Raw genomic sequence first — 25,351 nt, 5'->3', positions numbered from 1 at the left:
ATGTTAGCCGTGGCGCAGCCCGGTCCCCGCGCGGGCGGACTAGCCTGGAGGGATACCCACCCGGGTTCGCGAAGGGAGAGCAGCATGGACGTCCTCGGTTCGCGCATCATCATCACCGCCTTCGACGGCTGGAACGACGCGGGAGAAGCCGCGAGCGGCGCGATCGCCGCGCTGCGTGAGATGAGCGAGTACGACCTCGTGCACTCGATCGACCCCGAGCTGTACTTCGACTACCAGTACACGCGCCCCGCCACGAAGATGGACGCCGAGGGACGCCGGCAGCTCACCTGGCCGGAGGCCGGCCTGTGGCGCCCGCGCGACCCCGGACCCGGACCTGAGTTCTGGGTGCTCACGGGCGTCGAGCCCGCACGCACGTGGCAGGCGTTCGCCTCGGAGTTCATCGACGTCGCGCTGCGCGATGACATCACGGGTCTCGTGACCTTGGGGGCCATGCTGTCCGACGTCCCGCACACACGCCCGATCTCGATCTTCGCCTCGAGTCAGAACGAGCAGGTCCGCGAGGCGCACGGGCTCGAGCGGTCGCTGTACGAGGGGCCCGTCGGCATCCTCAGCGTCTTCGAGCACTTCGCGGAGTCCGCCGGCATCCCCACCGCGAGCCTCTGGGCGAGCGTGCCGCACTACGTCGCGTCGGCCGCGCCCTCGCCCAAGGTGACGCTCGCTCTGCTCGACCGTCTCGAGGAGCTCACGGGCGTGGACGTCCCGCGCGACCATCTGCGCACCGAGGCGGCCGCGTGGGAGGCCTCGATCGATGCGGCTGCTGCGGACGACGAGGACATGACCGAGTACATCCGTCAGCTGGAGCGCACCCGCGACACCTGGGACTCCCCCGACGCCTCCGGTGACGCGATCGCCCAGGCCTTCGAGCGGTATCTCAAGCGCCGCGGCGACGGCCCCGCCGACCGCAAGGGCTGACCCGCGATCAGGGGGCGATGACCCCCGTGCCGAGCAGCACCAGGAGTACCGTGCCCAGCAGGATGCGGTAGATCACGAACGGCAGGAAGCTGCGCTTCGAGATGTAGTTCATGAAGAACGCGATCACGCCGAGCGCCACGACGAACGCGATGCCCGTCGCGGCGAGGGTGTCGCCGAAGGAGAAGAACGCCGGCTCGTCCCAGCTCTTGAACACCTGGTAGAAACCGCTGCCGAACACGGCCGGGATCGCCAGGAGGAACGCGTACCGAGCGGCCGCCGCGCGCTCGTAGCCGAGGAACAGCCCCATCGTGATCGTGCCTCCCGAGCGCGAGACGCCGGGGATGAGTGCGAGTGCCTGCGCGAAACCGTAGGCCACGCCGTGCGGGTAGGTGAGGTCCTCGAGCTTGCGGCGCTTGGCGCCGACGTGGTCCGCGATGCCGAGCAGGATGCCGAACACGATCAGCATGACCGCGACGATCCACAGCGAGCGGAAGACGCTCTCGATCTGGTCCTGGAACAGCAGGCCGAGGAGCACGATCGGGATGCTGCCGATGATGATCATCCAGCCCATCCGGGCGTCCGGGTCGCTCTTCGGGGCCTTGCCGACGAGCGAGCGGAACCACTGGCGGATGATGCGGACGATGTCGCGCCAGAAGAACACCACCACGGCCGCCTCGGTGCCGATCTGCGTGATCGCGGTGAACGCGGCGCCGGGGTCCTCCCCGGAGGGCAGGAACGTCCCGAGGATGCGCAGATGCGCGCTGGAGGAGATCGGCAGGAACTCGGTGAGTCCCTGCACGATGCCGAGGATGAGCGCTTCGAACAGGTGCATGGAGGGCCTTCGGGGTGGGAGTGACCGCGTCTCCGACGCGGAAGCGCTCAGTACGTGCGCAGCAGATCGGCCAGCACCTGCTGACCGAAGACAAGCGATTCTACGGGTACTCGCTCATCGACTCCGTGGAACATGCCCGTGAAGTCCAGGTCGGCCGGGAGCCGCAACGGCGCGAATCCGTATCCGGTGATGCCGAGGTATGCGAGCGCCTTGTTGTCCGTGCCGGCGCCGAGGAGATACGGGATGACGGGCACACCGGGATCATGGCGCCCCAGCGCGCCGACCATGGCGTCGACGAGCTCACCCGCGAACGGCGTCTCCATCCCGATGTCGCGCACGACCGTCTGGATCTCGATGTCCTCGCCGACGATCTGCTGCAGCTCCGCGAGAACGTCGTCCTCGGTGCCCGGGATGACACGGACGTCGATCAGCGCCTCGGCGCGCTCCGGGATCACGTTGTGCTTGTATCCGGCTTTCAGGACCGTGGGGTTCGTCGTGGTGCGGAACGTCGAGCGCAGGAACGCCTCCGCGGGCCCCGCGGTGGCCGCCAGGGCATCGGGATCGTCGACGGGGAGCCCGCTCAGCGCGCTGAGCCCGTCGAGCAGGGCCTCGGTCGTCGCCGTGAGGCGCACGGGCCACCGGGTGCGGCCGATCGCCGCGACGGCCTCGGACAGGCGCGTCACGGCGTTGTCCTCGTGCAGGCGGCTCCCGTGGCCGGCGCGGCCCTTCGCGACGAGGCGGATCCAGATCAGCGCCTTCTCGCCCACCTGCAGCAGGTAGGCGCGGCGGTCGTCGACGGAGATCGAGTAGCCGCCCACCTCGCTGATCGCCTCCGTGGCGCCCTCGAACCAGTCCGGACGGTTCTGCACCACGAGGGCCGACCCCTCGACACCGCCGTTCTCCTCGTCCGCGAAGAACGCCAGCACGAGATCGCGCTCCGGCTGCTCCCCCGCCCGCAGGATGTCCGCGATCGCGGTGAGGATCATCGCGTCCATGTTCTTCATGTCCACGGCGCCGCGGCCCCACAGCATCCCGTCCTGAACGATGCCCGCGAACGGGTCGACCGTCCAGTCCGCGGCCATCGCCGGGACGACGTCGAGGTGCCCGTGCACGACGAGCGCCGGCTTCGAGCGATCGCGACCGGGCACGCGGGCCATCACGTTCGTACGACGTGGGATCGGCTCGTAGTACTCGACCTCGAGCCCGAGCGCCTCGAGGTACGCGCCCACGTACTCCGCGGCCTCCCGCTCGCCCTTGGCATCGCCGCCCCCGAAGTTCGAGGTGTCGAACCGGATGAGGTCTCGTGCGACGCGCACGACCTCGGGGAGGGAGTCGTCGTTCATGCGATCCAGGCTATCGAAGCGACGAGGCGCGCCCGGGCGTCCGCGCCGGTTTCGGGGTGGGCTCCACCCCGTGCTAATGTAAATCCTCGTTCGGCAACGAACATCCAACACCTGCGCGGGTGGCGGAATGGTAGACGCGCTACGTTGAGGTCGTAGTGCCCGATAGGGCGTGGGGGTTCAAGTCCCCCTCCGCGCACAGACAGGCCCCGGAAGATCACATGATCTCCCGGGGCCTTCTTCGTTCCGGGAGATCATCGCCCGCGCACAGCCGCCTACACCGCGCCGACTCCGAACACGAGACCCAGCACGTAGGTGATCGCGGCCGCACCGAAGCCGATCGCCAGCTGTCGCAGCGCGCGACGCAGAGGCGGGCCACCGGACAGGATGCCGACCATGGCACCCGTGGACAGGAGAGCGATCCCCACGAGGACGAGCGCCACGATCACCGCAGTCGCGCCCTGCAGTCCGAAGATCCATGGCAGGACCGGGATGATCGCACCGGAGGCGAAGAGCAGGAACGAGGAGATCGCGGCCGTCCAGTCGCTCCCGACGATCTCGTGGTCGTCTCCCGGATGAACCGCCACCGGACCCGTCGCCGTGCGCTCGACCCCGGCGCGGGCGGCCGCGACGATGCGCCGGGCCCGCGCGAGCGCCTCCGAATGCTCGATGCCCCGCGCGCGGTAGACCAGTGCCAGCTCATTTTCGTCGATGTCGAGGTCGGCGGCCGTCGCCGCGGCATCCTCGTTCGCCTCCGTGGCGGCGAGCAGCTCACGCTGGGAGCGCACGGAGACGAACTCGCCCGCGCCCATCGACAGCGCGCCGGCGAGCAGGCCGGCGATGCCGCTGAAGAGGACGAAACCCGAGCTCACGCCCGTGGCGCCGATGCCGAGCACGAGGGCGAGGTTGCTGACGAGGCCGTCGTTCGCACCGAACACGGCGGCGCGGAAGGAGCCGGAGAGCCGCCGACGCCCGCGAGCGGCGAGGCCCCGCACCACCTCGTAGTGGACCTTCTCATCCGCGCGCATCGCCGGCGTGGCGTACTGCTCGGAGTCGTAGGGAGAGCGAGCCTCGGCGCTCTGCGCGAGCGCGAGGACGAAGATCGAGCCGAAGCGGCCGGCCATCCAGCCGAGGAGCCGCGAGCGGAACCCGGCCCTCGGCAGTCTCGCCGGCTCTCCGCCGAGAAGATCGAGCCAGTGCTGCTCATGCCGGCGCTCCGCCTCGGCGAGACTCAGAAGGATCTCGCGCTCCTCCCCCGCGCGGCGGCTCGCGAGCTTCTGATAGACCATCCCCTCGGCTCGTTCCTCGACGAGGTATCGAGCCCACCGACGACGATCGGCCGCGGTCGCCTGGGCGGGGACGGGAGTGGTCATGCGGTCTCCTCCTCGGAGCGTGCGGACGCTCCCACGGTAGCCCCGCAGTACGCGCCGAAGCGCCACCGGCGAGCGATTGCCAGGATTTCGGCGCGGTGAAGCGCGGGAGCGCTCAGGAGCGGACGCGTTTGCGCAGGACGTCGATCCGGGCCTGCAGCTGGGTCACGGTGGCCTGCGCCACAGCCGGGCCGCCGCAGATGCGCCGGAGCTCGGCGTGCACGGATCCGTGCGGCTCGCCCTTCTGGCGCGCGTACAGGCCGACGAGGCTGTTCAACAGCTGTCTCTGCTCCTTGAGCGTGCGGTGCAGCGGAGCCGGCAGCGTCGTGGTCTCGGTGGGGCCGGCGGCGGCCTCGCGAGCCTCTCGCAGACGTGACTGACGCGCCTGTCGCTGCATGAGCAGGTCGTGCACGTGCTCGGGCTCGAGGAGTCCGGGGAAGCCGATGAACTCCTCCTCCTCCGGTGTGCCCGGCTCGGCGAGCTGACCGAACTCCTGACCTTCGAACACGAGACGGTCGAAGTGGGCGACCGACGAGAGCGCCTGGTAACTGAACTCCTGCGTCAACGCGTCGGAGGCGTCGTCCTCGCGGTTGGCGCTGTCGAGCAGCGAGTCCTCGAGACCGTCGTCGTCCTTCGACTGCCGGTCGAGCGCGTGATCGCGCTGCTTGTCCATCTCGTTCGCGAGGCCCATGAGCACGGGCACCTGCGGCAGGAACACGCTCGCAGCCTCGCCGCGACGACGGGCGCGCACGAAGCGGCCGATGGCCTGGGCGAAGAACAGCGGCGTCGACGAGGACGTCGCGTACACGCCCACCGCGAGCCGCGGCACGTCCACGCCCTCGGACACCATGCGCACAGCGACCATCCACCGGGCGTCGCTCGCGCTGAACTTCTCGATGCGCTCCGACGCCGAGGCGTCGTCCGAGAGCACGATGGTCGGCTGCTGCCCGGTGATGCTGTGGAGGATCTTCGCGTAGGCGCGCGCCACCGTCTGGTCCGTCGCGAGCACGAGTCCGCCGGCATCCGGCACATGGTTGCGCACTTCCGTGAGTCGACGGTCCGCTGCCGAAAGCACCGCCGGCATCCATTCGCCCTCGGGGTCGAGTGCCGTGCGCCAGGCCTGCGAGGTGACGTCCTTGGTGTTGTCCTGACCGAGGTGCGTCTCGAGCTCGTCCCCCGAGCTCGTGCGCCAGCGCATCTTTCCCGCGTACATGTGGAAGAGCACGGGCCGCACGACGCCGTCGGCCAGCGCTCGACCGTAGCCGTAGTTGTAGTCGGTGCGGGAGATCCGCGCTCCCGACTCGTCGGGGTGGTACTCGACGAACGGGATCGGAGCGGTGTCGCTGCGGAACGGCGTGCCCGACAGCAGCAGCCGTCGCGTGGCCGGTGCGTAGGCATCGCGGATCGCGTCGCCCCAGCTGAGCGCGTCACCGCCGTGGTGCACCTCGTCGAGGATCACCAGCGTCTTCGCGTCTTCCGTCAGGTGGCGGTGCACCGAGGACTTCGCGGCGACCTGCGCGTAGGTGACGACCGCGCCGTGATAGTGCCGCGCAGGGGCCCAGTGGCTGTTGCGGAACTGCGGGTCGAGGCGGATGTGCACACGTGCGGCCGCATCGGCCCACTGCGTCTTGAGGTGCTCGGTCGGCGCGACCACGATCACGCGGTTCACCTCGCCCATCCGCATGAGCTCCACGGCCAGCGTCAGGGCGAACGTCGTCTTGCCTGCCCCGGGGGTCGCTGCGACGAGGAAGTCGCGCTGGTCCGCCTCGAAGTACTGCTCGAGAGCCTCCTGCTGCCAGGCGCGCAGCTTGTTGGCGGTTCCCCAGGGGGCGCGCTGGGGAAAGGACGGAGAAAGCATCGGATCAACGATAATCGGTCCCTCCGACATCGGCGCGCGCCTTCGACGATGTCGGGCGGCGGAGTAGGCTCGGTCACTGCGTGACGATCACCGTCGGATGCGCGCGTTCGCGAAGGAGAGCTGGATGACCGACCAGGATTCGACACGGACCCCGTACGTCGCCAACGAGACACCGCACCCGTGGCGGCGCTTCGTGGCGGTCGGCGACTCCTTCACAGAGGGCATCGGCGACCCCGATCCGGCCGTTCCCGGAGGCAACCGCGGGTGGGCCGATCGCGTCGCCGAGGTGCTGTCGCAGGACGTCGACGACTTCGCGTACGCGAACCTCGCGGTGCGCGGCAAGCTCATCGCCCAGATCGTGGAGGACCAGATCGAGCCCGCCGTCGCGCTGCGGCCCGACCTCATCTCGATCTGCGCGGGCGGCAACGACGTGATCCGCCCCGGCACCGATCCGGACGCGATCTCCGTGCAGTTGGAGGACGCGGTGGCGCGGCTGTCATCGACGGGCGCGGCCGTCATCCTCTTCACGGGTATCGACACCCAGTTCACCCCGGTGTTCCGTCCGTTCCGCGGCAAGGTCGCCATCTACAACGAGAACATCCGCGCGATCGCCGACCGTCACGACTGCATCGTCGCCGACCAGTGGGCGCTCAAGGTCGTGCAGGACATGCGCTTCTTCGACGACGACCGCCTGCACTACAACGCGCTCGGCCATCACGAGATCGCGCGCATGGTGCTGCGGGCGCTCAACGTGCCGAACGAGCTCGAGTCGATGCAGCCGAAGACCATCCCGCTCCGCACCTGGCGCGAGGCCCGCGGCGAGGACCTCGAGTGGGCGCGCGAACATCTCGTTCCGTGGGTGCTGCGACGGCTGCGGCATCAGTCCTCGGGCGATCATGTCGCCGCCAAGCGACCGGAGGCCGCTCCGTATCTGTTCGTCCGCGATCAGGACTGAGCAGCGCCGACGCTGAACCGCGCGGGTCGCGTCACTCGTCGGCGAGGGCGTAGAGGGCGACCGCGGCCGCGGAGGCGACGTTGAGCGAGTCGACTCTTCCGCGCATGGGGATCGTCACGATGCGGTCCGCGGAGGCGAGCTCGGTGTCGGAGAGGCCCTCGCCCTCCGAGCCCATCAGCAGTGCCACTCTGTCCGCGCGGCCACGCGAGTAGTCGCGCAGGGAGACCGCATCCTCGGAGAGCGCGAGCGCGGCCACCTCGAAACCGGCGGCGCGGAGATCGGTGACCGATCCGTCCCAGTCCGGCATCCGGGTCCATGGCACCTGGAACACCGTGCCCATGCTCACCCGCACGCTGCGGCGGTAGAGCGGATCCGCGCACCGTGGCGCGACGAGCACGGCATCCGCTCCGAGACCCGCGGCTGCGCGGAACGCCGCGCCGATGTTCGTGTGGTCGCCGATGCCCGCGAGAACCAGCACGAGGTGCGCGTCACTCACGATCTCGGCGACCGCGGGCAGCGCTGGGCGGTGCATCGCGGCCAACGCGCCGCGGTGCACGTCGAAGCCGGCGACGGCCTCCGCCACCGCGTCGGGCACCTCGTACACCGGCACATCGACATCGCGCAGCAGGAGCCGGATGCCGTCGACCCACCGTCTCTGCACCATGACCGACCGCGGGCGATGACCTGCGGCCACCGCCCGTTCGATGACCTTCGCCGACTCGGCGATGTAGAGGCCGTTCGCGGACTCCGTGCGGGTGCGGAGCGCCGTGTCGGTGAGTCCCCGGTAGTCGTCGAGGCGCGGGTCGTCGGGGTCGGTAACGATGTGCAGGTCCACGCCCTCACTCTGCCACCCCTCGCTCGATGCCCGTCGCCTCCCTCATCCGTCGCACGCCGTAGACTCGCAGGAGGAGGTCCTGTGAGCGCATCGAGCCCGGTCGAGTCGTCGGCCATCGTCGCCCGCACCGCCGAACTCCTCGCCGGACGCCGTATCGCCTTCCTCACGGGTGCCGGTATCTCCACGGACTCCGGCATCCCCGCCTATCGCGGCGAGGGCTCGCGGACCCGCAGCGACCCCATGACGATCGACCGGTACCTCGGCGACGAGGCGGCCCGGCGGCGCTACTGGGTCGGCGGTCACCTCGGGTGGCGCGCGTTCGCCCGCGCCGAACCGAACGCCGGCCACCGGGCGCTCGCGACGATGGAGTCCACCGGCAATGTCACCGGGGTCATCACGCAGAACGTCGACGGTCTGCACCTGCGTGCGGGCAGCTCGCACGTCATCGAGGTGCACGGCACCATGCGCCGGGTCTCCTGCCTCCACTGCGGACAGGTCTTCGACCGGCGCGACGTCGCGACGCAGATCGAGGACCTCAACCCGTGGATCACCGTGCCGGAGAACGTCAAGCTCGCGCCGGACGGCGACGTGCTGCCGGAGAGCACCGAGGGTTTCGTCGTGCCGGTGTGCACGGTGTGCGGCGGCATGCTCAAGCCCGACGTCGTGTTCTTCGGCGAATACGTCCCTCAGGACCGGTTCCGCGCCGCGGAGTCGCTGCTCCGTTCGAGCGACGCCCTGGTCGTCGCGGGGTCCTCGCTCGTCGTCAACTCCGGCGTGCGTCTCGTGGAACGCGCGCGCCGACGCAGCATCCCCCTCGTCATCGTCAATCGCGAGCCGACGCGTGCCGACCCCTGGGCCGATATCACCATCGCCGCAGGCACCAGCGACGTGCTCCCCGCCCTCCAGGAGCTCCTTCCATGACCCTCATCACGCTCGTCCGTCACGGCCAGACCGACTGGAACCTCGCCCGCCGCATCCAGGGGTCGACGGACATCCCGCTCAACGAGACCGGGCGGGCGGATGCACGCTCGGCCGCAGGTCTCCTCGCCGACACCACGCACGACGCGATCTACACCAGCCCGCTCCTGCGCGCCCGCGAGACCGCGGAGATCATCGCCGGCGAACTCGGTCTCGACGCACCGCAGCCGGTCGCCGACGTGCGCGAGCGCGAATTCGGCGACGGCGAGGGGATGCTGGTCGCCGAGTACCTCGAGCAGTACGGCGACTGGCTCGCTCCGGTCCCCGGTGCCGAGACGCTCGGCGCGGTCGCCGATCGCGCGCTCGCGGCGATCGACGTGATCGCCCGGGACTCGCGGCGTCGCTCTGCACCGCGCGCCGAGTCGGTCATCGTGGTCGCCCACGGCGGCGTGATCCGCTCACTGATCGACCACGTGTCCGGTGGGACCCTCCCCCGCGTGGGCGACGTCCTCGCGAACGGGTCGGTGCACCGCTTCGAGGCCTCGCCCGGTTCGCTGCGTCTGCTCGAGCAGGCGATCCTCGTCTGAGGAACAGGTCTCAGCGCACGCGGTCGAGCACGGAGCGCGCGTGCCGGAGAACGGGCTCGTCGACCATCCGGCCCTGGAACCGGAAGACCCCGCGCTCGCTCTCGGCCGCCGCGAGGACGTCGCTCGCCCACGCGACCATCGCCTCATCGGGGGCGTAGGCCGCACGGATGACGCCGACCTGGCTCGGGTGGATGCACGCGGTCGCCGCGAACCCGGACGCCGCCGCGTCCTCCGCCTCGAGCCGCAGCCCGTCGACGTCGTCGATCGCGAGGTGCACCGCGTCGATCGCGCTCTTCCCGTGCGCGCCGGCTTCCATCAGCACGCGGGATCGCGCGTAGCGGGCCACCTCGCGGTACGCGCCTCCGGTCGTCCGGCTCGCGGTGCCGCCCAACGACGCCACGAGATCCTCCGCGCCCCACATCATCGCGACGATCCGGGGATGCGCGGCGATGCGGTCGGCGAAATGCACACCGCGTGCGGTCTCGCACAGCGCAATCAGGTCGAACCGTCCGTCGAACGCCGAGAGCGCATCGGGGTCTTCCGTCTTGGCGACCATCACGGTGCGGAAGTCCGTCTGCGACAGCGTCGAGAGATCGGAGACGAACGCCTCCGTGTCCGGAGCGTTGACCCGCACGATCACCCGATCCGGATCCAGGTCGGCGTCGATGAGGTTGCCGCGAGCGGTCGCCTTCGCGTCGGGCAGCACGGCGTCCTCGAGGTCGAGGATCACGGCGTCGGCTTTCTCCAGCGCGCCGCGGAAGCGCTCGGGTCGGTCGGCCGGGCAGAACAGGAGCGCAGGGCCGAGGTCGAAGGTCATAGGTCGTCTCCTCGGGGTGTGCATCGAACGAGCACCGATCGCGAGGCGGTGGCCACGACCGTGCCGTCCTGATTGCGTCCGGTATGGGCGATCCGCACGACGCCCTGGCCCGGACGCGACGATGACAGGCGTTTCTCCACCACGGTGCTCTCGGTGTACAGGGTGTCGCCCGCGAAGAGCGGATGCGGGAACGCGACCTCCCCGAACCCGAGCTGCGCCACGAGGGTGCCCTGTGTGAGCTGCGCCACCGAGGCGCCGACCATGGTCGACAGCGTCCACATCGAGTTGATGAGCCGGGCGCCGAAGGGCTCCTGCGCGTCCGCGAACGCGGCATCCAGATGCAGGGCCTGCGTGTTCATGGTCAGCGTCGTGAACAGGACGTTGTCGGCCTCGGTCGCAGTGCGTCCCGGTCGGTGCAGGTACCGCGCATCGATCTCGAACTCCTCGAACCACAGCCCGCGCTGCACGATGTCGGTCATACGGTCCACGCTACCCGGCGAGCCCGAGCGCCCGCGCGATCACGAGCAGCTGCACCTCGGTCGTGCCCTCACCGATCTCGAGGATCTTCGAGTCCCGATAGTGCCGGGCGACGGGGAACTCGTTCATGAACCCGTTCCCGCCGAAGATCTGCGTTGCATCGCGTGCGTTGTCCATCGCCGCCTCGCCCGCGACGAGCTTGGCGATCGCCGCCTGCTCGGCGAACGGTCGGCCGGCGTCGCGCAGCCGGGCCGCGTGATGCCAGGCGAGACGCGCCGTGTGCACGCGGGCTCGCATCCGCGCGAGCGTGAACTGGGCGTTCTGGCGAGTGCTCAGTGCACTGCCGAAGATCGTGCGGCTCTTCGCGTAGTCGACCGCGGCCTCGAGGCAGCCCTCGGCAGCGCCCGTGGAGAGCGCGGCGATCGCGATGCGCCCTTCGTCGAGGATGCTGAGGAAGTTGCGGAAGCCGCTCCCCCGCGTTCCCAGCAGGTTGTCCTCGGGGACGCGGGCGCCCGTGAAGGTCAGCGGATGCGTGTCGGAGGCGTTCCAGCCGACCTTGTCGTACGGTGCTTCGACCGTGAAGCCCGGAGTGCCGTTGGGGACGATGATCGTGGAGATCTCCTTGCGGCCGTCCGCGTTGCCCGTGACGGCGGTCACGGTCACGAAGCGCGTGATCGGGGTGCCGGAGTTCGTGATGAACTGCTTCGAACCGTCGATCACCCACTCGTCGCCGTCGAGTCGTGCGGTGGTGCGCGTCGCGCCTGCGTCGCTGCCCGCCTCGGGCTCGGTGAGCCCGAACCCCGCCAGCGCCTTCCCCGCGAGGAGGTCGGGCAGGAGTTCCTGCTTCTGCGCCTCGGTCCCGAAGCGGAACACGGGCATGGCGCCGAGACTCACTCCGGCCTCGAGCGTGATCGCGATCGACTGGTCGACCCGTCCGAGCGCCTCGATCGCGATGCCGAGCGCCATGTAGTCGCCGCCCTGCCCGCCGTACTCCTCCGGGAAGGGCAGGCCGAACAGTCCGAGATCGCCCATCGCGGCGACGACGTCCATCGAGAGCGTGTGCGTGCGGTCCGCTTCATACGACTGCGGCGCGACGACCGTCTCGGCGAACTCCCGCACCATCCCTGCGAGCTCGCGCTCCTCGTCGGTCAGCTGGTCGTTCATGCGTTCTCCTCCGTCGTGACGTGCGCGACCGCCTGGTCGCGTCGGACCTGATCTCCCACCGCGACGAGCAGATGCACCGTCCCGTCCTGCGGAGCGACCACCTGGTGCTCCATCTTCATGGCCTCGATCGACACGAGCGGGTCGCCCGCGGAGACCGGTGCGCCGTCCGCGACGTGCACGGCGACGACGCTGCCCGGCATCGGAGCACGGCCGTCGGGACCTTCGGCGGCGGCATCCCGCTCGCCCGCCGCCAGCCGATGCCGGAGACGCGCGCGACGGTCGAGCGGCCGCAGACGCGCCGTGCGCCCCTCTGCGCTCACCCACACCGCGCCCTCCGCGTCGACGCGGGTCGCGATGCCGGGGGCCGACCGCCCACCGGGCCGCTCCTCGACCACGTCGCCCTCATCCGTGAGGAAAGCCACGGTCGAGGCGGCCGGGTCCGCGAGCGACAGCCACACGGCTCCGGCACGATCGGCCGCACGTCGCGCTCTCGCGGCCCGGGGTGCCGTCGTCCGCACCTGAGCGGTCGCGGCGGCGAGCATCTCCTCGGAGGGGGAATCCGCCACCACCGGGAGGAGCGTCTCGATGATCCCGGTGTCGAGATCACCGGATGCGACGCGCGGGTCCCGGCACAGCTGTCGGAGGAACGCGACGTTGGTGTCGACCCCGAGGACGACCGTGCGACCGAGAGCCTCATCGAGGCGGCGGAGCGCCGTGGCGCGATCCTCCGCGACGGCGACGACCTTCGCGATCATCGGGTCGTAGAAGCCCGTCACCTCCGACCCGGTCTCGATCGCCGCATCCACGCGCACGCCCGGGGGAGGGTCGAACAGCAGCACGCGACCGGTCGACGGCACGAATCCGCGCTCCGGCGACTCGGCGTAGATGCGCGCCTCGATCGCGTGTCCGCGCACCGCGGGTCCCTCGTCCAGCGCACCGCCGGCGGCCACGTGCAGCTGCAGCGCCACGAGATCGAGACCGGTGACCTCCTCGGTGACGGGATGCTCGACCTGCAGTCGGGTGTTCATCTCGATGAAGAACACCTCCTCGGGACGGTCTGCGTCGATGAGGAACTCGACCGTCCCGGCGCCGACATAGGACACGCTCTGCGCGGCCTGGACCGCGGCGCGCAGCAGACGCTCGCGCGTGTCGCTCGGGATCCCGGCCGAGGGCGCCTCCTCGATCACCTTCTGATGGCGACGCTGCAGAGTGCACTCGCGTTCGCCCAGCGTGATGACCCGCCCGTGCGTGTCGCCGAAGACCTGCACCTCGATGTGGCGCGGTCGTCGGATGAGTCGTTCGAGGATCAGCGCGTCGTCGCCGAACCCGGCCTTCGCGACGCGACGCGCGGAGGCGAGGGCCGCGCTCAGCCCGACGGCATCCGAGACGACCTCCATGCCCTTGCCGCCTCCTCCCGCGCTGGGCTTGACGAGGAGCGGGAACCCGACGCCGGCGGCCTCCTCGGCGATCTCGGCGTCGGACAGTCCCCGCGCGTCGAATCCCGGGACGACGGGCACTCCGGACCTCACGACGTGATCCCGGGCTCGCGCCTTGTCGCCCATGATCTGGAGGGCATCGACGCCGGGTCCGATGAACACGAGTCCGCTCTCGGCGCAGGCCTCCGCGAGCCCGACGCTCTCGGACAGGAAGCCGTACCCGGGATGGATGGCCTCCGCTCCGGTGGCGCGTGCTGCGGCGACGACGGCGTCGATGTCGAGGTATGACTCCGCCGCGGCGGCCGGCCCGATGCGCAGGGCCTCGTCGGCCTCGCGGACGTGCGGCGCCTCGGAATCGGCGTCGCTGTAGACCGCGACGCTGCGGATGCCGAGTGCGCGGAGGGTGCGGATCACACGGCGCGCGATCTCGCCGCGGTTCGCGACGAGGACGGTGGAGAAGGGGGGTGCGGTGGTCACGGGGTCACATCCGGAAGAGGCCGAAGCGGGGCTCCGGGAGCGGGGTGCGGGCGATGACGTCGAGCGCGAGACCCAGTCGGTCACGGGTCTCGGCGGGGTCGATGATGCCGTCGTCCCAGAGTCGCGCGGTCGCGTAGTACGGCTCGCCCTGGGACTCGTACTGCGCGCGGATGGGCTGCTCGAACGCAGCCCGCTCCTCGGGCTCCCACGAGTCTCCGCGCGACGCGAGCTGGTCCTCCTTGACGGTCGCGAGGACGGAGGCCGCCTGCGCCCCGCCCATCACCGAGATGCGGCTGGCGGGCCAGGTCCACAGGAAGCGCGGCGAGTACGCGCGGCCGCACATCGAGTAGTTCCCGGCGCCGAAGGAGCCCCCGATGATCACGGTCAGTTTGGGGACGCGTGTGCTCGCCACCGCGGTCACCATCTTGGCGCCGTCCTTCGCGATGCCTCCCGCCTCGGCATCCGAGCCGACCATGAATCCCGTGATGTTCTGCAGGAACAGGAGCGGGATGCCGCGCTGGTCGCACAGTTCGATGAAGTGCGCGCCCTTCAGCGCCGATTCGCTGAACAGCACCCCGTTGTTGGCGACGATGCCGACGGGATGCCCGTGCAGTCGCGCGAACCCGGTGACGAGGGTCGTGCCGTACCCGGCCTTGAACTCGTGGAACGTTTCCGCGTCGATCAGCCGTTCGATCACCACGTGCACGTCGTAGGAGGCGTTCACGTCGACGGGCACGACGTCGTAGAGCGGGCCCTGCTCGGCGGGGGCGACGGCGTCGATCACATCCCACGCCGGGGCGGGCGGTGCGGGCAGCGTCGCGACGATGTCGCGCACGATCTCGAGCGCGTGCTCGTCGTCCTCGGCAAGGTGGTCGACGACGCCGCTGCGCCGCGCATGCAGCTCTCCCCCGCCGAGCTCCTCGGCGCTCACGACCTCGCCGATCGCGGCCTTCACCAGCGGAGGCCCACCGAGGAAGATGGTGCCCTGCCCGCGAACGATCACGGTCTCGTCGCTCATCGCGGGGACGTAGGCGCCCCCGGCCGTGCACGATCCGAGTACCGCGGCGATCTGCGGGATGCCCTCGGCGGACATGCGCGCCTGGTTGAAGAAGATGCGTCCGAAGTGGTCTCGATCGGGGAAGACCTCGTCCTGCTTGGGGAGGAAGGCTCCGCCGGAGTCGACGAGGTAGAGGCACGGCAGCCGGTTCTCGAGCGCGATCTCCTGCGCCCGCAGGTGCTTCTTGACTGTCAGGGGGAAGTACGTCCCGCCCTTGACGGTCGCGTCGTTGCAGACGACCATCACGTGGCGGTCGTGGACGAGCCCGATCCCGGCGATGACGCCGGCCGCCGGCGCCTCTCCCCCGTACAGCCCCTCGGCGGCGAGCGGAGCGATCTCGATGAAGGGGCTTCCCTCGTCGAGGAGCCGGGCGACGCGGTCTCGGGGCAGCAGCTTGCCCCGTGCGAGGTGACGGGCGCGGGAGGACTCGGGTCCGCCGAGGGCGACGGTCGCGAGTCGTTCGCGGAGGTCGGCCGCGAGGGACTCCTGGGTATCGGGCATCGTGAAGTCCTCCTCGACCCACGTCGCGCCTCGGTAACGATCTGGCGCACTCGACGGAATTCCGGTTAGTGTGCACTAACCCGTTGCATCAGGTTAGCGAGGATTAACTGAGATGACAAGCCCCCTCACGGCCCGTGATCGTGCCAAGGCCGAACGATCCGATGCGATCCTGCGCGCCGCGGCGCACCTGTTCGCCGAGCGCGGTTACAACGGCGTGAGCCTCGAGGACATCGGCGCGGCCGTCGGCGTCTCCGGCCCCGCGGTCTACCGCCATTTCGCCGGGAAGCAGGCGCTCCTCGGCGCGGTCCTCGTCGCGGTGAGCGAGGACCTCGTCCTCGGCGGCACGGACGTCGCGGAGGCGACCGCCGGAGCCTCCGAGCGGATGCGGGCGCTGATCGCCTTCCACGTCGAGTTCGCGCTCGGTCACGCCGACGTCATCCGCGTCCACGACCAGGAGGTCGCCCATCTGGCCGACGACGACCGCGCCGCGGTGCGACGGCTGCAGCGCGCGTACATCGAGCTCTGGATCCGCACGCTCGCCCCGCTGATCGACGCGGCCCCGGACGAGCTCCGACTGCGCGTCCAGGCCTGCTTCGGACTCATCAACTCCACCCCGCACAGCACGCGCGCGGCGGTCCGCCAGGACCCCGCCACCGCGACCGTGCTGGTCGCGATGGCGGAGTCCGCGCTGCGAGCGGCTATCTGAGCAGCATCGCCCGACCGGGTTCCTCGAGCACGTCGGCGACGTCCTTGAGGAACCGCGCTCCCTCGGCACCGTCCACCAGGCGGTGGTCGAACGAGAGGCTCAACGTCATCATCTGGCGCAGCGCGATCTCGCCGCGGTACTCCCACGGCTGACGACGCACGGCACCGACGGCGAGAATGCCGGACTGACCGGGCGGGAGGATGGGCGTGCCCGCATCGACACCGAACACGCCGATGTTCGAGATCGAGAACGTGCCGCCGGCGAGCTCCGCCGGCGACGTGCGCCCGGACCGCGCCGTCGTCGCGAGCTGCGCGATCGCGTCGGCCAGGGCAGGAAGGGTGAGTGTCTGCGCATCACGGATGTTCGGCACGATGAGCCCGCGGTCGGTGGCCGCCGCGATCCCGAGGTCGACGTAGCCGAACCGGACGATCTCGCCCGCCTGCTCGTCCCATCGGGAGTTGAGGCCCGGTGTGCGACCGAGTGCGAGGCACACGGCCTTCGCGATCACGGCGAGCGGTCCGATCCGGTGCTCGGCGAGCGAACGATCCTCTCGCAGCGACGCGAGCAGATCCATCGTCGCGGTGACGTCGACGGTGTGGAACACGGTCACGTGCGGTGCCGTGAACGCGCTCTCGACCATCGCCGCCGCCGTGTGCTTGCGGACGCCGCGGATCGGGATGCGGACCTCGCGAGCCTCACCGGCACCGCCGGCGGAGAGCGCCGAGACGGCGTCCCGCTCGACCGCGGGAAGCGGCGACTCCGCTCGCTCGGACGCGACGCCGGTGCGCTGCGCATACTCGTCGACGTCGCTGCGCGTGATGACACGATCGCCCACCGTGGCCGCGACCAGCACGAGGTCGACGCCGAGACGCTTCGCGTGCGCGCGCACCGGCGGCGTCGAACGCGGGCGCTCGATCACGGTCTCGACATGGACGGTCGGCTGCGCGTCGTGCGGGGCGGCCTCGAGCACGGCCGTGTCGGCGACCGGGGCATCGGCCGTCCGACGGGCGCGGCGTGCCGGGCGGCCGGCGGCGGCAGGAGCGGCTCCGTACCCCACGAGGTTCGGCTGCGCCTTCTCCCCCGCCGCGGGCACGCCGTCGGCATCCGGCGCGTCGCCGTCATCCCCGGCGACGTCGAAGGCGATGAGCGGCGCGCCGACGGCGACGGTCTCGCCGGCCTCGGCGTGCAGCGTCGACACCGTGCCCTCGTAGGGCGACGGCAGCTCGACGACAGCCTTGGCGGTCTCGACCTCGGCGAGCGTCTGGTTCAAGGCCACCGGGTCGCCGGGGGCGACGAGCCAGGTGACGACCTCAGCCTCCGTGAGGCCCTCACCGAGGTCGGGAAGGCGGAACTCCGCGATCATGCGTCTGCTCCCGTAAGGCTGTTCGGCCGATCGAGCACGCGGTCCACCGCGTCGAGGATCCTGTCGAGGTCGGGCAGGTGATACTTCTCGAGCTTCGCCGGCGGATAGGGCACGTCATGCCCCGTGACCCGCAGCGGCGCGGACTCGAGGTACTCGAAGCACCGCTCGGTGATGCTCGCGATGACCTCGGCGGCGACACCCGCCTCCCGGGATGCCTCGTGGGCCACGACGACGCGTCCGGTCTTGCGCACCGATGCCGCGACCGAGTCGTAGTCGACCGGCGACAGCGAGCGCAGATCGATGACCTCGAGAGAGATCCCCTCGTCCTCGGCGGCCTCCGCGGCCTGCAGCGCCGTGGACACCATCGCACCGTAGGTGATGAGTGTCGCATCCGTCCCGGCGCGCACCACGCGGGCGAGCCCCATCGGCGCGGCATCCGCGAGCGGAGCGTCCAGATCGATCTCGCCCTTGTGGTGGTAGAGACGCTTGGGCTCGAAGAAGATCACGGGGTCGTCGCTCGCGATCGCCTGGCGCAGGCTGCGGTAGGCGTCCTCGGGATTCGAGACGGCGATGACGCGCAGGCCGGCCGTGTGCACGAAGTACGCCTCCGGGGATTCGGAGTGGTGCTCGGCGGCGCCGATACCGCCGGCCCAGGGGATCCGGATGGTGATCGGCATCTTCACGCGCCCCTGCGTGCGGTAATGCAGCTTCGCCACCTGCGCGACGATCTGGTCGAACGCCGGGTACACGAAGCCGTCGAACTGAATCTCCACCACGGGGCGGTATCCGCGGAACGCGAGGCCCACGGCCATCCCGACGATGCCGGACTCCGCGAGCGGCGTATCGATCACGCGCTGCGCGCCGAACTCGTCGAGCAGTCCGTCGGTGATCCGGAACACGCCGCCGAGCGCGCCGATGTCCTCACCGAGGAGCACCACCCTGTCGTCATCGCGCATCGCCTGGCGGAGTCCGGCACTGAGCGCCTTGCCGAGCGTCATCTCCGTCATGGTCAGACCTCGCCCTCGAAGGACGCGAGGTACGCGGCGTACTCGTCACGCTGGCGTGCGAGCCCCGAATGCGGCTCCGCGTAGACGCCGTCGAACACCGCGAGCGGCGGTCGCGTGACCATGCCGAGGCACTCCGCGCGCATCCGCTTCGCAACGTCGTCCGCGGCCGCCTGGGTCGCGGCCAGATGCTCCTCCGAGAGTTCGCCCTGCGCACGCAGGTAGGTCTCGACGCGGGAGATCGGGTCGCGTCGACGCCACGACTCGAGCTCCTCGGCGTCGCGGTAGCGGGTCGGGTCGTCAGCCGTGGTGTGCGGTCCCATCCGGTAGGTCACCGCCTCGATGTACGCGGGACCCTTGCCCGCTCGGGCGTGGTCGAGAGCCCAGCGCATCGCTGCCATGCAGGCGAGGACGTCGTTGCCGTCGACCCGGACGCTCGGGATGCCGAACCCGGGAGCTCGTCCGGCGATCGGATACTGCGACTGCACGGCCACCGGCTCCGAGATCGCCCAGTGGTTGTTCTGGCACACGAACACCACGGGCGCCTGGTAGGAGGCGGCGAAGATCATGGCCTCGTTGACGTCTCCCTGGCTCGTGGCGCCGTCGCCGAAGTACGTGACGGCGACCTCGTCCGTGCCGTCGTGACGGATGCCGAGCGCGTAGCCGACCGCGTGCAGCGACTGCGCGCCGATGATGATCTGCAGCGGGGCGACGCGCAGCGATGCGGGGTCGTGTCCTGCCCCCTCCTCGCCGCGCCACATGCGCACGTAGTCGCCCGGTTCGGCGCCGCGGGCGTAGATGACCCCGGTCTCGCGATAGCTCGGGAAGACGTAGTCCTGCGGGGCGAGTGCGCGGGCGGTGCCGATCTGCGTGGCCTCCTGCCCCTGACAGGGCGCCCAGAGACCCAGCTGACCCTGGCGCTGCAGCGCGACGCCCTCCGCGTCGATTCGCCGCAGCACGACCATGTCGCGGTGCAGGGCGCGGAGCTGCGCGGCGTCGACGTCGGCGACGTAGGGGTCGAGCTGCGCGTTCGCGACGCGCTGTCCGTCCGGCGTCAGGATGCGCTCGGAGAGCTCGAGATCCTGGGCGGTGTCGGCGATCGGCGTGATCTGCGGTGACATCATCGTCCTCCTCGTTCGCGGCCGTCCTCGTGGGACGCGGCACGTCGGCGCCGGCGTCCTCGCCGGCTCATTCGAGCGTACGTCTGCTCATCACCTCGCTCAAGCAATGAAGAAGCGCTTGAGCATGTTGCTCAATTCGGCCCCATCGCGCCCTGCTACCCTTTGGCACTATGGCCGGACTTGACCGCATCGATCTGGAACTTCTCGCCGCCCTCGCCGACGATCCGCGCATCACGATCGTCGCCCTCGCCGAGAACCTGGGACTCTCGCGCAACACGATCCAGGCGCGCATGGCCCGTCTCGAGCAGACCGGGGTGTTCCTCTCGTACGAGCGGGCTTTCTCCCCCGATGTGCTGGGCTTCCCTCTTCAGGCGTTCGTGAGCATCGGGGTCAAGCAGACCGAGCTCCCCCGGATCATCAACGAGCTCGCGCGCATCCCGGAGGTGGTGCAGGCGCACGGGCTCAGCGGTTCGATCGACCTGCTCGCGCGGGTCGCGTGCCGCGACGCGCGTCACCTGTTCGACACGGACGCCCGCATCCTGTCGATCGACGGCGTCGAGCGGACCGAGACGTCGCTCGCGATGGGCGAGGTGATCCCCTTCCGCGTGGCCGGCCTCATCGGCCTCGCGCGACGGGAATCCTGAGGTAACGGCGGATGGCGCCGGCCGCCTCGGCCGGCGTCTCGTAGTGGATGAGATGTCCGACATGCGCGATCTCGACGAGCTCGGCATCCGCGAACCGCGTCGCGAGCTCCCGCTCGACCTCGATCGGGGTGATGTCGTCACGCTGAGCGGCGATGAGGAGCGTCGGCACCGCGATCGAGGCCGCGTACTCGCTCACGTCGTGCGACACGCTCGCGACGAAGGCGTCACGCAGGACGTCACGGTCGGCGAACAGCGAGAAATAGGTGTCGTGCTGGTCGTGGATGAACCGGCGCAGCACGGGATCCGAGGTCTTGGCCATCGTGATGCTCATGACCCGCACGATCAGGCGGTTGCGGAGCAGGGCGGTGCCCAGTCTCTCGGGGAGCCGAGCTCCGAGAGCGTAGTAGAGCACGGCGAGGCGGGTCATGACGCCCTTCGGCCCTTCCAGCGCCGGTGCCCCGATCGGGTTGATGAGAATGAGCTTCGGGGTCTCGAGACCGGCGGCGACGGCTGCCGACGTGACGATCGATCCGAAGGAGTGCCCGAGGATGACGGCGCCCGGCGCGACGGAGGCCGCGAAGGCGCGCAGCCACGCGACGTACTCGTCGAGGTCGTAGCGGCGGTCGGGCGCGGGCGTGGACTCGCCGAAACCCGGCAGGTCGGGCGCGATCACCCGCGCTTCGGGAAGGAAGGCCAGTACGGACTCCAGCCCGTGGTGATCGCCGCGGAACCCGTGCACGGCGACGATCGTCGTCTCCGCATCGTCGGGGCCGTACTGCCAGTACGCCGTCCGCGCACCGCGCACGTCGATCTCGTGCCGCTGCACCGGCAGTCGGCTCAGACGGTCGGCATACGGGGAGCGCACGGGCATGACCTCAGTCTAGAGGCGGCGCGGGAAGCGTCCCGTGTGTCCCTGAGGCTCGATGTCCGCGTCGCCCCGTACGGTGAAGTCATGTGCCGCACCGCCCGTCATCTCGCTCGCGGAGGGTGCGGCGCGGGGACCCGACGGCCGATCCTCGAGGAGGAACATGCGCTTCTCCACCCGTGACGTCTCCCGGGTCGAGGAGACCTGGAAGCGATACGTGCCCTCGGCCGTCCTTCGCGACGTCGACCCCCGCCGCTTCCGATTCGAGTGGAACTCCGCCGACCTCGGCGGCGTCGGCCTGGTGCGCTACGACCTCGCCGCGCAGGTGCACTCCACCGCCGAGCCGCACGAGCAGTTCCTCGCGTGCAGGGCCGCGGGTTCCGACGTGCGACTGCACTCCGACCGCACCGACCTGGACCCGACGCGCCCCTGGATGACCGACGGCCCGCGCGTGGACGCGCACTGGGACGCCGGCGCCCGGGTCACGGCTCTCGTCTTCGACCGCGCGAAGCTCGAACAGCGGGCACGGCAGATCTCCGGCGATGACCTCCTGTCCCTGCATGTGACGGATCTGTCGGCGAGCAGCTCTCCGGCCGGTCTCGCCTGGGAGCGCACGGTCGCGTATCTCGAGAGGAGCCTCGACGACCTCGCCGCCGACGACGTGATCCTCCGCGGCGAGCTCGCGCGACACGCGAGCATCGTCACCCTCGCCACCTTCGCTACGACCCTCCGCGGCAGGCAGCGGCGCACAGCCCAGACCACGCCCGCTCCCGCGACCGTCCGTCGCGCGCTGGCCTTCATCGCCGAGAACGCCCACCGGCCGATCACCGTCGATCACATCGCAGAGGCCGCGCACATCTCCACCCGAGGCCTGCAGTACGCCTTCCGCCGCGCCCTGGACCGGAGCCCCGCCGAGTGTCTGCGGCAGGCGCGTCTGGACGGCGCGCATCGCGAGCTGCGTTCCGGCGCTGCCGGGACGGTCGCGGCGGTCGCGCGCCGATGGGGGTTCAGCCATCCGTCTCGCTTCGCCGCGGCCTATCGGGAAGCCTTCGGCGTACCGCCCTCGGTGACCGCTTCCGCGAACCGCGGATGACATGACGCGAACAGATTCTGCGCGCCCCACGCGCGCCGTGACGATGATGTCGGGACCCGCCGCTCGCACCCCGTAGATTCCGATCCATGGGATCCCTGTACTACGGCGAGTCCGAGCCGATCCAGATCGAGGACCGTGCCCTCGCGCACCTGAAGGTGGACATCGCGACTAAGCTCCGACGAAACGAGAGCTTCACCCTGTCCTGGCGTCACCCGGAAGGTCAACCGGAGGGACGATCGACCATCTGGCTGCATCCGTCGATCCCCTTGCGGTTCGTCTTCCAGGAGCCCGAGACCCCGCAACTCAGCCGCCGCTGGATCGAGGACCTCGCACACACCGCCAACTCGAGCGGCGGCATCAGCCTCGTCGACGAGCACCTCGAGACGCCGGAGGCTCCGGAGACCGGATCGGACTGACGACGAGGGAGCCGCCGGCCCGACCCGGCGCCTCAGATCACGTCGTCTTCGACGACGCGATCCCGACGTCCCCGTCGGGAGACCAAAAGGATCAGCCCGATCACGAAGGCCACGGCGCCCGCGGCCATCAGGATGTAGCCGACCATGTCGAGGTTGATCCAGTCGAGCTGGATGTTGAGGGCGAAGACCAGCACAGCGCCGATCACGATCAGGACGATTCCCGTGCCTATGGTCATGATGGTTCCTCCTCGGGTGAGTATTCGGCCCGAGAGTGCCAGCGCGGCTCGTCGGCCGGGTAGGGGCTTGACAACGCCTCAGGGGCGCGGCGTGGCCACCGCTCGATCACCCGACGAGCAGCCCGAGCGCCATGAGCGCCGTGGCGGTTCCCGCCAGCAGATGCCGCATCCGCTCCACCATCCCGCGTGACCGTGCGACCTCCACCGCGGAGACCGTCGCATGCGCCACGAGCCCCCACAGCACGAACGGTGCCAGCTCCACCGCCGCGGGATGATGCGTGCCGGTCGTGGCGACCTGGTGCGGCGCCGTCACGAGCTGCACGAGACCGGTGAGGATGAGCGCGAATGCACCGTGGACCCACGGTGGGGCGAACCTCGCTCTCGTGATGTCGGCGCCTCGCGCGTGCGACCTCGGGCCCTGCACCGCGGCGATCGCCACCGCGGTGATGACGGTCACCGCGAGCCAGGCGACGGGCGACAGCACGACGGCGCCCAAGACCATGTCGAGCATCGCGATGACCATGACGATCTCCCCGCACAGGGGCACGACGCCCGGCCGCGCTCCGGTGCCGCTGAGCGCGACGTGTGCGACCATCACGAGGACCGCCAGCAGGTGCAGCGCCATGTCCGGCATCCCACGCTCCCGTTCCGCCGGAGCATCACGCCGACTCTTGTCCACAGTGCCGCTCCCCGACGGCACGGAACCGACACCTGCCTCCACGGACAAGCACCGTGCTCCCCATGACAACCCCGCCGCGGTGAGGCTCGCCACGATGGGATCACGGCGTCGAGCCGTCCTGCATCGAAGGAGCTGCCATGACCTCTTCCGCCCCGCCGACCGTTCGCACGGAGGCGCATCGGCGCCTCGGCGTGCCCGCCGTCGCGTTCATGATCGTCGCCGCATCCGCGCCTCTCACCGTCATCGCCGGTGGTTCGACGAGCGCGTTCTCGGTGACGCACGTCCTCGGCGTGCCGTTCGGGTTCCTGGTGCTCGCCGCCGCCCTCGCGGTGTTCGCGATCGGATACGCCGCCATGAGCCGATTCGTGACGAACGCGGGCGCCTTCTACTCGTACGTGGCGCAGGGCATCGGGCGACCGGCCGGCATCGGCGCATCGGTGCTCGCGCTGATCGCGTACAACGCGATGCAGGTCGGGATCTGGGGGATGTTCGGCTTCCAGGTGTCATCGTTCGTCGAGGCGAAGACCGGCGTGGCCATCTCGTGGTGGGTGTGGGTGCTCGTGGGCATCGCGGTCGTCGCGGTGATGGGCATCAACCGAGTGGACCTGTCGGCGAAGGTGCTCGGGGTGCTCGTGGCGCTGGAGTTCCTCGTCGTGATCGTGTTCGACGTGGTCGCCTTCGCGAGTCCCGCCGAGCAGCTCACCGCCGCTCCGATCAGTCCTGCCGCTCTCTTCGTGCCCGGGGTCGGCGCCGTCCTGGCATTCGGTATCGCGGCGTTCATGGGCTTCGAGTCCGCCGCGATCTACGGCGAGGAGTCGAAGGATCCGAAGCGCACGATCCCGCGTGCGACCTTCCTCGCGGTCGGCGTGATCGGCGTCTTCTACACGATCTCGTCGTGGGCGCTGGCTCTCGCCGTCGGTCCGGAGAAGATCCTCGACCCCGCGGGGATCACCGCGGCCGAGGCCGGTCCGCCGCTGTTCTTCGACTTCGTGTACGCACGACTGGGGGCGATCTGGGTCGACATCATGTCGGTGCTGTTCATCACGAGCGTGTTCGCGGCGGTCGTGAGCTTCCACAACGCCGTCGCCCGGTACGCGTTCTCGCTCGGACGCGAGGGCGTGCTGCCGAGAGGACTGGCCGCCATCCGTCGCGAGAGCGGTGCACCATGGGCGGGTTCCGTGCTGCAGACGGCGATCGCGGTGGTGGTGGTGCTCGCCTTCGCGGTCGGCGAGATCGGGTGGGATCCGGAGATCGGCCCCTTCCCGGTGCTGACACTCTTCACCTGGCTCACCAACCTCGGCGCGTTCGGCCTGGTGCTCCTCATGGCTCTCGTGTCCGTCGCCGTGCTCGGGTTCTTCCGCCGGGACGCCCGCGATGTCGGCGTCGGCAGTCGCGTCGTCGCACCGCTCGTGTCCCTCGCCGCCCTCGGAACCGTGTGGGCGCTCATCCTGGCGAACTGGGACGTGCTGCTCGGTCAGGCGGAGACCACACCGACGTCCTTCATCCTGCCCGCCGCGATCCTCGTGCCTTCCGCCGGCGCGGTGCTGTGGGGATTCTGGCTGCGACGCGCCCGTCCCGAGGTCTACGCGCGGATCGGTCACGGCGCCGAGCAGCAGGGAGCGCCGGTGCTCGGCGACGAACCCGCGGGAACCTGATCCGCGGAGGAT

Annotated in this window: 25 protein-coding genes and 1 tRNA gene; 10 read left to right on the top strand and 16 right to left on the bottom strand. The window is 70.3% G+C overall.

Annotation, left to right across the window (positions count from 1 at the left end):
• Positions 1-84 precede the first annotated feature (84 nt).
• Positions 85-933, top strand: coding sequence for a PAC2 family protein (locus ACIPY8_RS09765; RefSeq protein ID WP_400817409.1), 849 nt, complete (start codon positions 85-87; stop codon positions 931-933).
• Positions 934-940: 7 nt separating this feature from the next.
• On the opposite strand, the gene ACIPY8_RS09760 is transcribed toward ACIPY8_RS09765, so the two are convergent.
• Both ACIPY8_RS09760 and ACIPY8_RS09755 read right to left on the bottom strand, forming a co-directional pair.
• Positions 941-1,765 carry an undecaprenyl-diphosphate phosphatase gene (locus ACIPY8_RS09760; protein WP_400817407.1) on the bottom strand — a complete coding sequence of 275 codons (825 nt, stop codon included), beginning with the start codon at positions 1,763-1,765 and terminating at the stop codon, positions 941-943.
• 47 nt (positions 1,766-1,812) lie between these two features.
• Positions 1,813-3,108 carry a M20/M25/M40 family metallo-hydrolase gene (locus ACIPY8_RS09755; RefSeq protein WP_400817405.1) on the bottom strand — a complete coding sequence of 432 codons (1,296 nt, stop codon included), beginning with the start codon at positions 3,106-3,108 and terminating at the stop codon, positions 1,813-1,815.
• Positions 3,109-3,221: 113 nt separating this feature from the next.
• Here ACIPY8_RS09755 and ACIPY8_RS09750 point away from each other — a divergent pair.
• Positions 3,222-3,304: transfer RNA gene (locus ACIPY8_RS09750), tRNA-Leu, on the top strand.
• Between the two features lie 76 nt (positions 3,305-3,380).
• Here ACIPY8_RS09750 and ACIPY8_RS09745 read toward each other — a convergent pair.
• Together ACIPY8_RS09745 and ACIPY8_RS09740 are read right to left on the bottom strand one after the other, a co-directional pair.
• Entirely contained in the window at positions 3,381-4,478 is a 1,098-nt protein-coding gene (locus ACIPY8_RS09745) for a VIT1/CCC1 family protein (protein ID WP_400817403.1), read from the bottom strand.
• Positions 4,479-4,590: 112 nt separating this feature from the next.
• Positions 4,591-6,333, bottom strand: a complete 1,743-nt coding sequence (locus ACIPY8_RS09740; protein ID WP_400817401.1) for a DEAD/DEAH box helicase — start codon at positions 6,331-6,333, stop codon at positions 4,591-4,593.
• Between the two features lie 124 nt (positions 6,334-6,457).
• On the opposite strand from ACIPY8_RS09740, the gene ACIPY8_RS09735 reads away from it, so the two are divergent.
• On the top strand, positions 6,458-7,288 hold the full coding sequence (locus ACIPY8_RS09735; protein WP_400817399.1) for an SGNH/GDSL hydrolase family protein: 831 nt from the start codon (positions 6,458-6,460) through the stop codon (positions 7,286-7,288).
• Between the two features lie 31 nt (positions 7,289-7,319).
• On the opposite strand, the gene ACIPY8_RS09730 is transcribed toward ACIPY8_RS09735, so the two are convergent.
• Positions 7,320-8,123, bottom strand: a complete 804-nt coding sequence (locus ACIPY8_RS09730; RefSeq protein ID WP_400817397.1) for a TrmH family RNA methyltransferase — start codon at positions 8,121-8,123, stop codon at positions 7,320-7,322.
• An 81-nt stretch (positions 8,124-8,204) separates the two neighbouring features.
• Here ACIPY8_RS09730 and ACIPY8_RS09725 point away from each other — a divergent pair, with 81 nt between their 5' ends.
• Positions 8,205-9,044, top strand: a complete 840-nt coding sequence (locus tag ACIPY8_RS09725) for a Sir2 family NAD-dependent protein deacetylase (RefSeq protein ID WP_400817395.1) — start codon at positions 8,205-8,207, stop codon at positions 9,042-9,044.
• Entirely contained in the window at positions 9,041-9,628 is a 588-nt protein-coding gene (locus ACIPY8_RS09720) for a histidine phosphatase family protein (protein ID WP_400817393.1), read from the top strand. Before ACIPY8_RS09725 ends, ACIPY8_RS09720 begins: the two co-directional genes overlap by 4 nt.
• A 10-nt stretch (positions 9,629-9,638) precedes the next feature.
• Here the strand turns inward: ACIPY8_RS09720 and ACIPY8_RS09715 are convergent, their stop codons facing one another.
• The 5 genes from ACIPY8_RS09715 to ACIPY8_RS09695 are packed head-to-tail and all read right to left on the bottom strand — an operon-like array spanning position 9,639 to position 15,557.
• Positions 9,639-10,445, bottom strand: a complete 807-nt coding sequence (locus ACIPY8_RS09715) for an HpcH/HpaI aldolase/citrate lyase family protein (RefSeq protein ID WP_400817391.1) — start codon at positions 10,443-10,445, stop codon at positions 9,639-9,641.
• Positions 10,442-10,924: a MaoC family dehydratase gene (locus ACIPY8_RS09710; protein ID WP_400817389.1), complete on the bottom strand. Its 483-nt coding sequence runs from the start codon at positions 10,922-10,924 to the stop codon at positions 10,442-10,444. Before ACIPY8_RS09710 ends, ACIPY8_RS09715 begins: the two co-directional genes overlap by 4 nt.
• A gap of 10 nt (positions 10,925-10,934) precedes the next feature.
• The gene (locus ACIPY8_RS09705; protein ID WP_400817387.1) at positions 10,935-12,086 is read right to left on the bottom strand and encodes an acyl-CoA dehydrogenase family protein; all 1,152 of its coding nucleotides are present in this window, start codon (positions 12,084-12,086) and stop codon (positions 10,935-10,937) included.
• Positions 12,083-13,999 carry a biotin carboxylase N-terminal domain-containing protein gene (locus tag ACIPY8_RS09700; RefSeq protein WP_400817385.1) on the bottom strand — a complete coding sequence of 639 codons (1,917 nt, stop codon included), beginning with the start codon at positions 13,997-13,999 and terminating at the stop codon, positions 12,083-12,085. Before ACIPY8_RS09700 ends, ACIPY8_RS09705 begins: the two co-directional genes overlap by 4 nt.
• Before the next feature lie 4 nt (positions 14,000-14,003).
• A complete protein-coding gene (locus ACIPY8_RS09695; RefSeq protein ID WP_400817383.1) occupies positions 14,004-15,557 on the bottom strand; it encodes a carboxyl transferase domain-containing protein in 1,554 nt (517 codons plus the stop codon).
• 112 nt (positions 15,558-15,669) lie between these two features.
• On the opposite strand from ACIPY8_RS09695, the gene ACIPY8_RS09690 reads away from it, so the two are divergent.
• Positions 15,670-16,263, top strand: a complete 594-nt coding sequence (locus ACIPY8_RS09690; RefSeq protein WP_400817381.1) for a TetR/AcrR family transcriptional regulator — start codon at positions 15,670-15,672, stop codon at positions 16,261-16,263.
• On the opposite strand, the gene ACIPY8_RS09685 is transcribed toward ACIPY8_RS09690, so the two are convergent.
• From ACIPY8_RS09685 to pdhA, 3 genes are read right to left on the bottom strand one after another with little or no spacing between them, the layout of a single operon-like run.
• Positions 16,256-17,626 carry a dihydrolipoamide acetyltransferase family protein gene (locus ACIPY8_RS09685; RefSeq protein ID WP_400817379.1) on the bottom strand — a complete coding sequence of 457 codons (1,371 nt, stop codon included), beginning with the start codon at positions 17,624-17,626 and terminating at the stop codon, positions 16,256-16,258. The two genes, ACIPY8_RS09690 and ACIPY8_RS09685, sit on opposite strands and share 8 nt — an antisense overlap.
• Positions 17,623-18,633 (bottom strand): alpha-ketoacid dehydrogenase subunit beta, encoded by a 1,011-nt coding sequence (locus ACIPY8_RS09680; protein ID WP_400817377.1) that lies wholly within the window; start codon positions 18,631-18,633, stop codon positions 17,623-17,625. The genes ACIPY8_RS09685 and ACIPY8_RS09680 overlap by 4 nt, the downstream gene beginning before the upstream one ends.
• 2 nt (positions 18,634-18,635) lie before the next feature.
• Positions 18,636-19,751 carry a pyruvate dehydrogenase (acetyl-transferring) E1 component subunit alpha gene (pdhA, locus tag ACIPY8_RS09675; RefSeq protein WP_400817375.1) on the bottom strand — a complete coding sequence of 372 codons (1,116 nt, stop codon included), beginning with the start codon at positions 19,749-19,751 and terminating at the stop codon, positions 18,636-18,638.
• Positions 19,752-19,921: 170 nt separating this feature from the next.
• On the opposite strand from pdhA, the gene ACIPY8_RS09670 reads away from it, so the two are divergent.
• Positions 19,922-20,395, top strand: coding sequence for an Lrp/AsnC family transcriptional regulator (locus tag ACIPY8_RS09670; protein WP_400817373.1), 474 nt, complete (start codon positions 19,922-19,924; stop codon positions 20,393-20,395).
• On the opposite strand, the gene ACIPY8_RS09665 is transcribed toward ACIPY8_RS09670, so the two are convergent.
• The gene (locus ACIPY8_RS09665; RefSeq protein WP_400817371.1) at positions 20,367-21,266 is read right to left on the bottom strand and encodes an alpha/beta fold hydrolase; all 900 of its coding nucleotides are present in this window, start codon (positions 21,264-21,266) and stop codon (positions 20,367-20,369) included. The two genes, ACIPY8_RS09670 and ACIPY8_RS09665, sit on opposite strands and share 29 nt — an antisense overlap.
• Positions 21,267-21,423: 157 nt before the next feature.
• Here ACIPY8_RS09665 and ACIPY8_RS09660 point away from each other — a divergent pair, with 157 nt between their 5' ends.
• Positions 21,424-22,353, top strand: coding sequence for an AraC family transcriptional regulator (locus ACIPY8_RS09660; RefSeq protein ID WP_400817369.1), 930 nt, complete (start codon positions 21,424-21,426; stop codon positions 22,351-22,353).
• An 86-nt stretch (positions 22,354-22,439) separates the two neighbouring features.
• On the top strand, positions 22,440-22,769 hold the full coding sequence (locus ACIPY8_RS09655) for a hypothetical protein (RefSeq protein WP_400817367.1): 330 nt from the start codon (positions 22,440-22,442) through the stop codon (positions 22,767-22,769).
• A 32-nt stretch (positions 22,770-22,801) separates the two neighbouring features.
• On the opposite strand, the gene ACIPY8_RS09650 is transcribed toward ACIPY8_RS09655, so the two are convergent.
• Both ACIPY8_RS09650 and ACIPY8_RS09645 read right to left on the bottom strand, forming a co-directional pair.
• Positions 22,802-23,005 (bottom strand): DUF6458 family protein, encoded by a 204-nt coding sequence (locus ACIPY8_RS09650; protein WP_400817365.1) that lies wholly within the window; start codon positions 23,003-23,005, stop codon positions 22,802-22,804.
• Between the two features lie 106 nt (positions 23,006-23,111).
• The gene (locus ACIPY8_RS09645; RefSeq protein ID WP_400817363.1) at positions 23,112-23,630 is read right to left on the bottom strand and encodes a hypothetical protein; all 519 of its coding nucleotides are present in this window, start codon (positions 23,628-23,630) and stop codon (positions 23,112-23,114) included.
• A gap of 191 nt (positions 23,631-23,821) precedes the next feature.
• Between ACIPY8_RS09645 and ACIPY8_RS09640 the strand changes: the two genes are divergently transcribed.
• On the top strand, positions 23,822-25,339 hold the full coding sequence (locus tag ACIPY8_RS09640; RefSeq protein ID WP_400817361.1) for an APC family permease: 1,518 nt from the start codon (positions 23,822-23,824) through the stop codon (positions 25,337-25,339).
• Positions 25,340-25,351: the final 12 nt, after the last annotated feature.

It is taken from the genome of Microbacterium sp. NPDC089696 (assembly GCF_044749125.1).
Lineage (GTDB): Bacteria > Actinomycetota > Actinomycetes > Actinomycetales > Microbacteriaceae > Microbacterium.
Note: the sequence above shows the minus strand (reverse complement) of the source record. Positions and strands in the feature narration are given on the sequence as shown.

Bases quoted from the DNA above. Each gene is read 5' to 3' on its own strand.
- ACIPY8_RS09690 (WP_400817381.1), top strand. From the start codon at position 15,670: ATGACAAGCCCCCTCACGGCCCGTGATCGTGCCAAGGCCGAACGATCC.
- pdhA (WP_400817375.1), bottom strand. From the start codon at position 19,751: ATGTCACCGCAGATCACGCCGATCGCCGACACCGCCCAGGATCTCGAG.
- ACIPY8_RS09765 (WP_400817409.1), top strand. From the start codon at position 85: ATGGACGTCCTCGGTTCGCGCATCATCATCACCGCCTTCGACGGCTGG.
- ACIPY8_RS09755 (WP_400817405.1), bottom strand. From the start codon at position 3,108: ATGAACGACGACTCCCTCCCCGAGGTCGTGCGCGTCGCACGAGACCTC.
- ACIPY8_RS09705 (WP_400817387.1), bottom strand. From the start codon at position 12,086: ATGAACGACCAGCTGACCGACGAGGAGCGCGAGCTCGCAGGGATGGTG.
- ACIPY8_RS09735 (WP_400817399.1), top strand. From the start codon at position 6,458: ATGACCGACCAGGATTCGACACGGACCCCGTACGTCGCCAACGAGACA.
- ACIPY8_RS09665 (WP_400817371.1), bottom strand. From the start codon at position 21,266: ATGCCCGTGCGCTCCCCGTATGCCGACCGTCTGAGCCGACTGCCGGTG.
- ACIPY8_RS09745 (WP_400817403.1), bottom strand. From the start codon at position 4,478: ATGACCACTCCCGTCCCCGCCCAGGCGACCGCGGCCGATCGTCGTCGG.
- ACIPY8_RS09680 (WP_400817377.1), bottom strand. From the start codon at position 18,633: ATGACGGAGATGACGCTCGGCAAGGCGCTCAGTGCCGGACTCCGCCAG.
- ACIPY8_RS09670 (WP_400817373.1), top strand. From the start codon at position 19,922: ATGGCCGGACTTGACCGCATCGATCTGGAACTTCTCGCCGCCCTCGCC.
- ACIPY8_RS09650 (WP_400817365.1), bottom strand. From the start codon at position 23,005: ATGACCATAGGCACGGGAATCGTCCTGATCGTGATCGGCGCTGTGCTG.
- ACIPY8_RS09710 (WP_400817389.1), bottom strand. From the start codon at position 10,924: ATGACCGACATCGTGCAGCGCGGGCTGTGGTTCGAGGAGTTCGAGATC.
- ACIPY8_RS09695 (WP_400817383.1), bottom strand. From the start codon at position 15,557: ATGCCCGATACCCAGGAGTCCCTCGCGGCCGACCTCCGCGAACGACTC.
- ACIPY8_RS09655 (WP_400817367.1), top strand. From the start codon at position 22,440: ATGGGATCCCTGTACTACGGCGAGTCCGAGCCGATCCAGATCGAGGAC.
- ACIPY8_RS09720 (WP_400817393.1), top strand. From the start codon at position 9,041: ATGACCCTCATCACGCTCGTCCGTCACGGCCAGACCGACTGGAACCTC.
- ACIPY8_RS09685 (WP_400817379.1), bottom strand. From the start codon at position 17,626: ATGATCGCGGAGTTCCGCCTTCCCGACCTCGGTGAGGGCCTCACGGAG.
- ACIPY8_RS09760 (WP_400817407.1), bottom strand. From the start codon at position 1,765: ATGCACCTGTTCGAAGCGCTCATCCTCGGCATCGTGCAGGGACTCACC.
- ACIPY8_RS09640 (WP_400817361.1), top strand. From the start codon at position 23,822: ATGACCTCTTCCGCCCCGCCGACCGTTCGCACGGAGGCGCATCGGCGC.
- ACIPY8_RS09715 (WP_400817391.1), bottom strand. From the start codon at position 10,445: ATGACCTTCGACCTCGGCCCTGCGCTCCTGTTCTGCCCGGCCGACCGA.
- ACIPY8_RS09740 (WP_400817401.1), bottom strand. From the start codon at position 6,333: ATGCTTTCTCCGTCCTTTCCCCAGCGCGCCCCCTGGGGAACCGCCAAC.
- ACIPY8_RS09660 (WP_400817369.1), top strand. From the start codon at position 21,424: ATGCGCTTCTCCACCCGTGACGTCTCCCGGGTCGAGGAGACCTGGAAG.
- ACIPY8_RS09645 (WP_400817363.1), bottom strand. From the start codon at position 23,630: ATGGCGCTGCACCTGCTGGCGGTCCTCGTGATGGTCGCACACGTCGCG.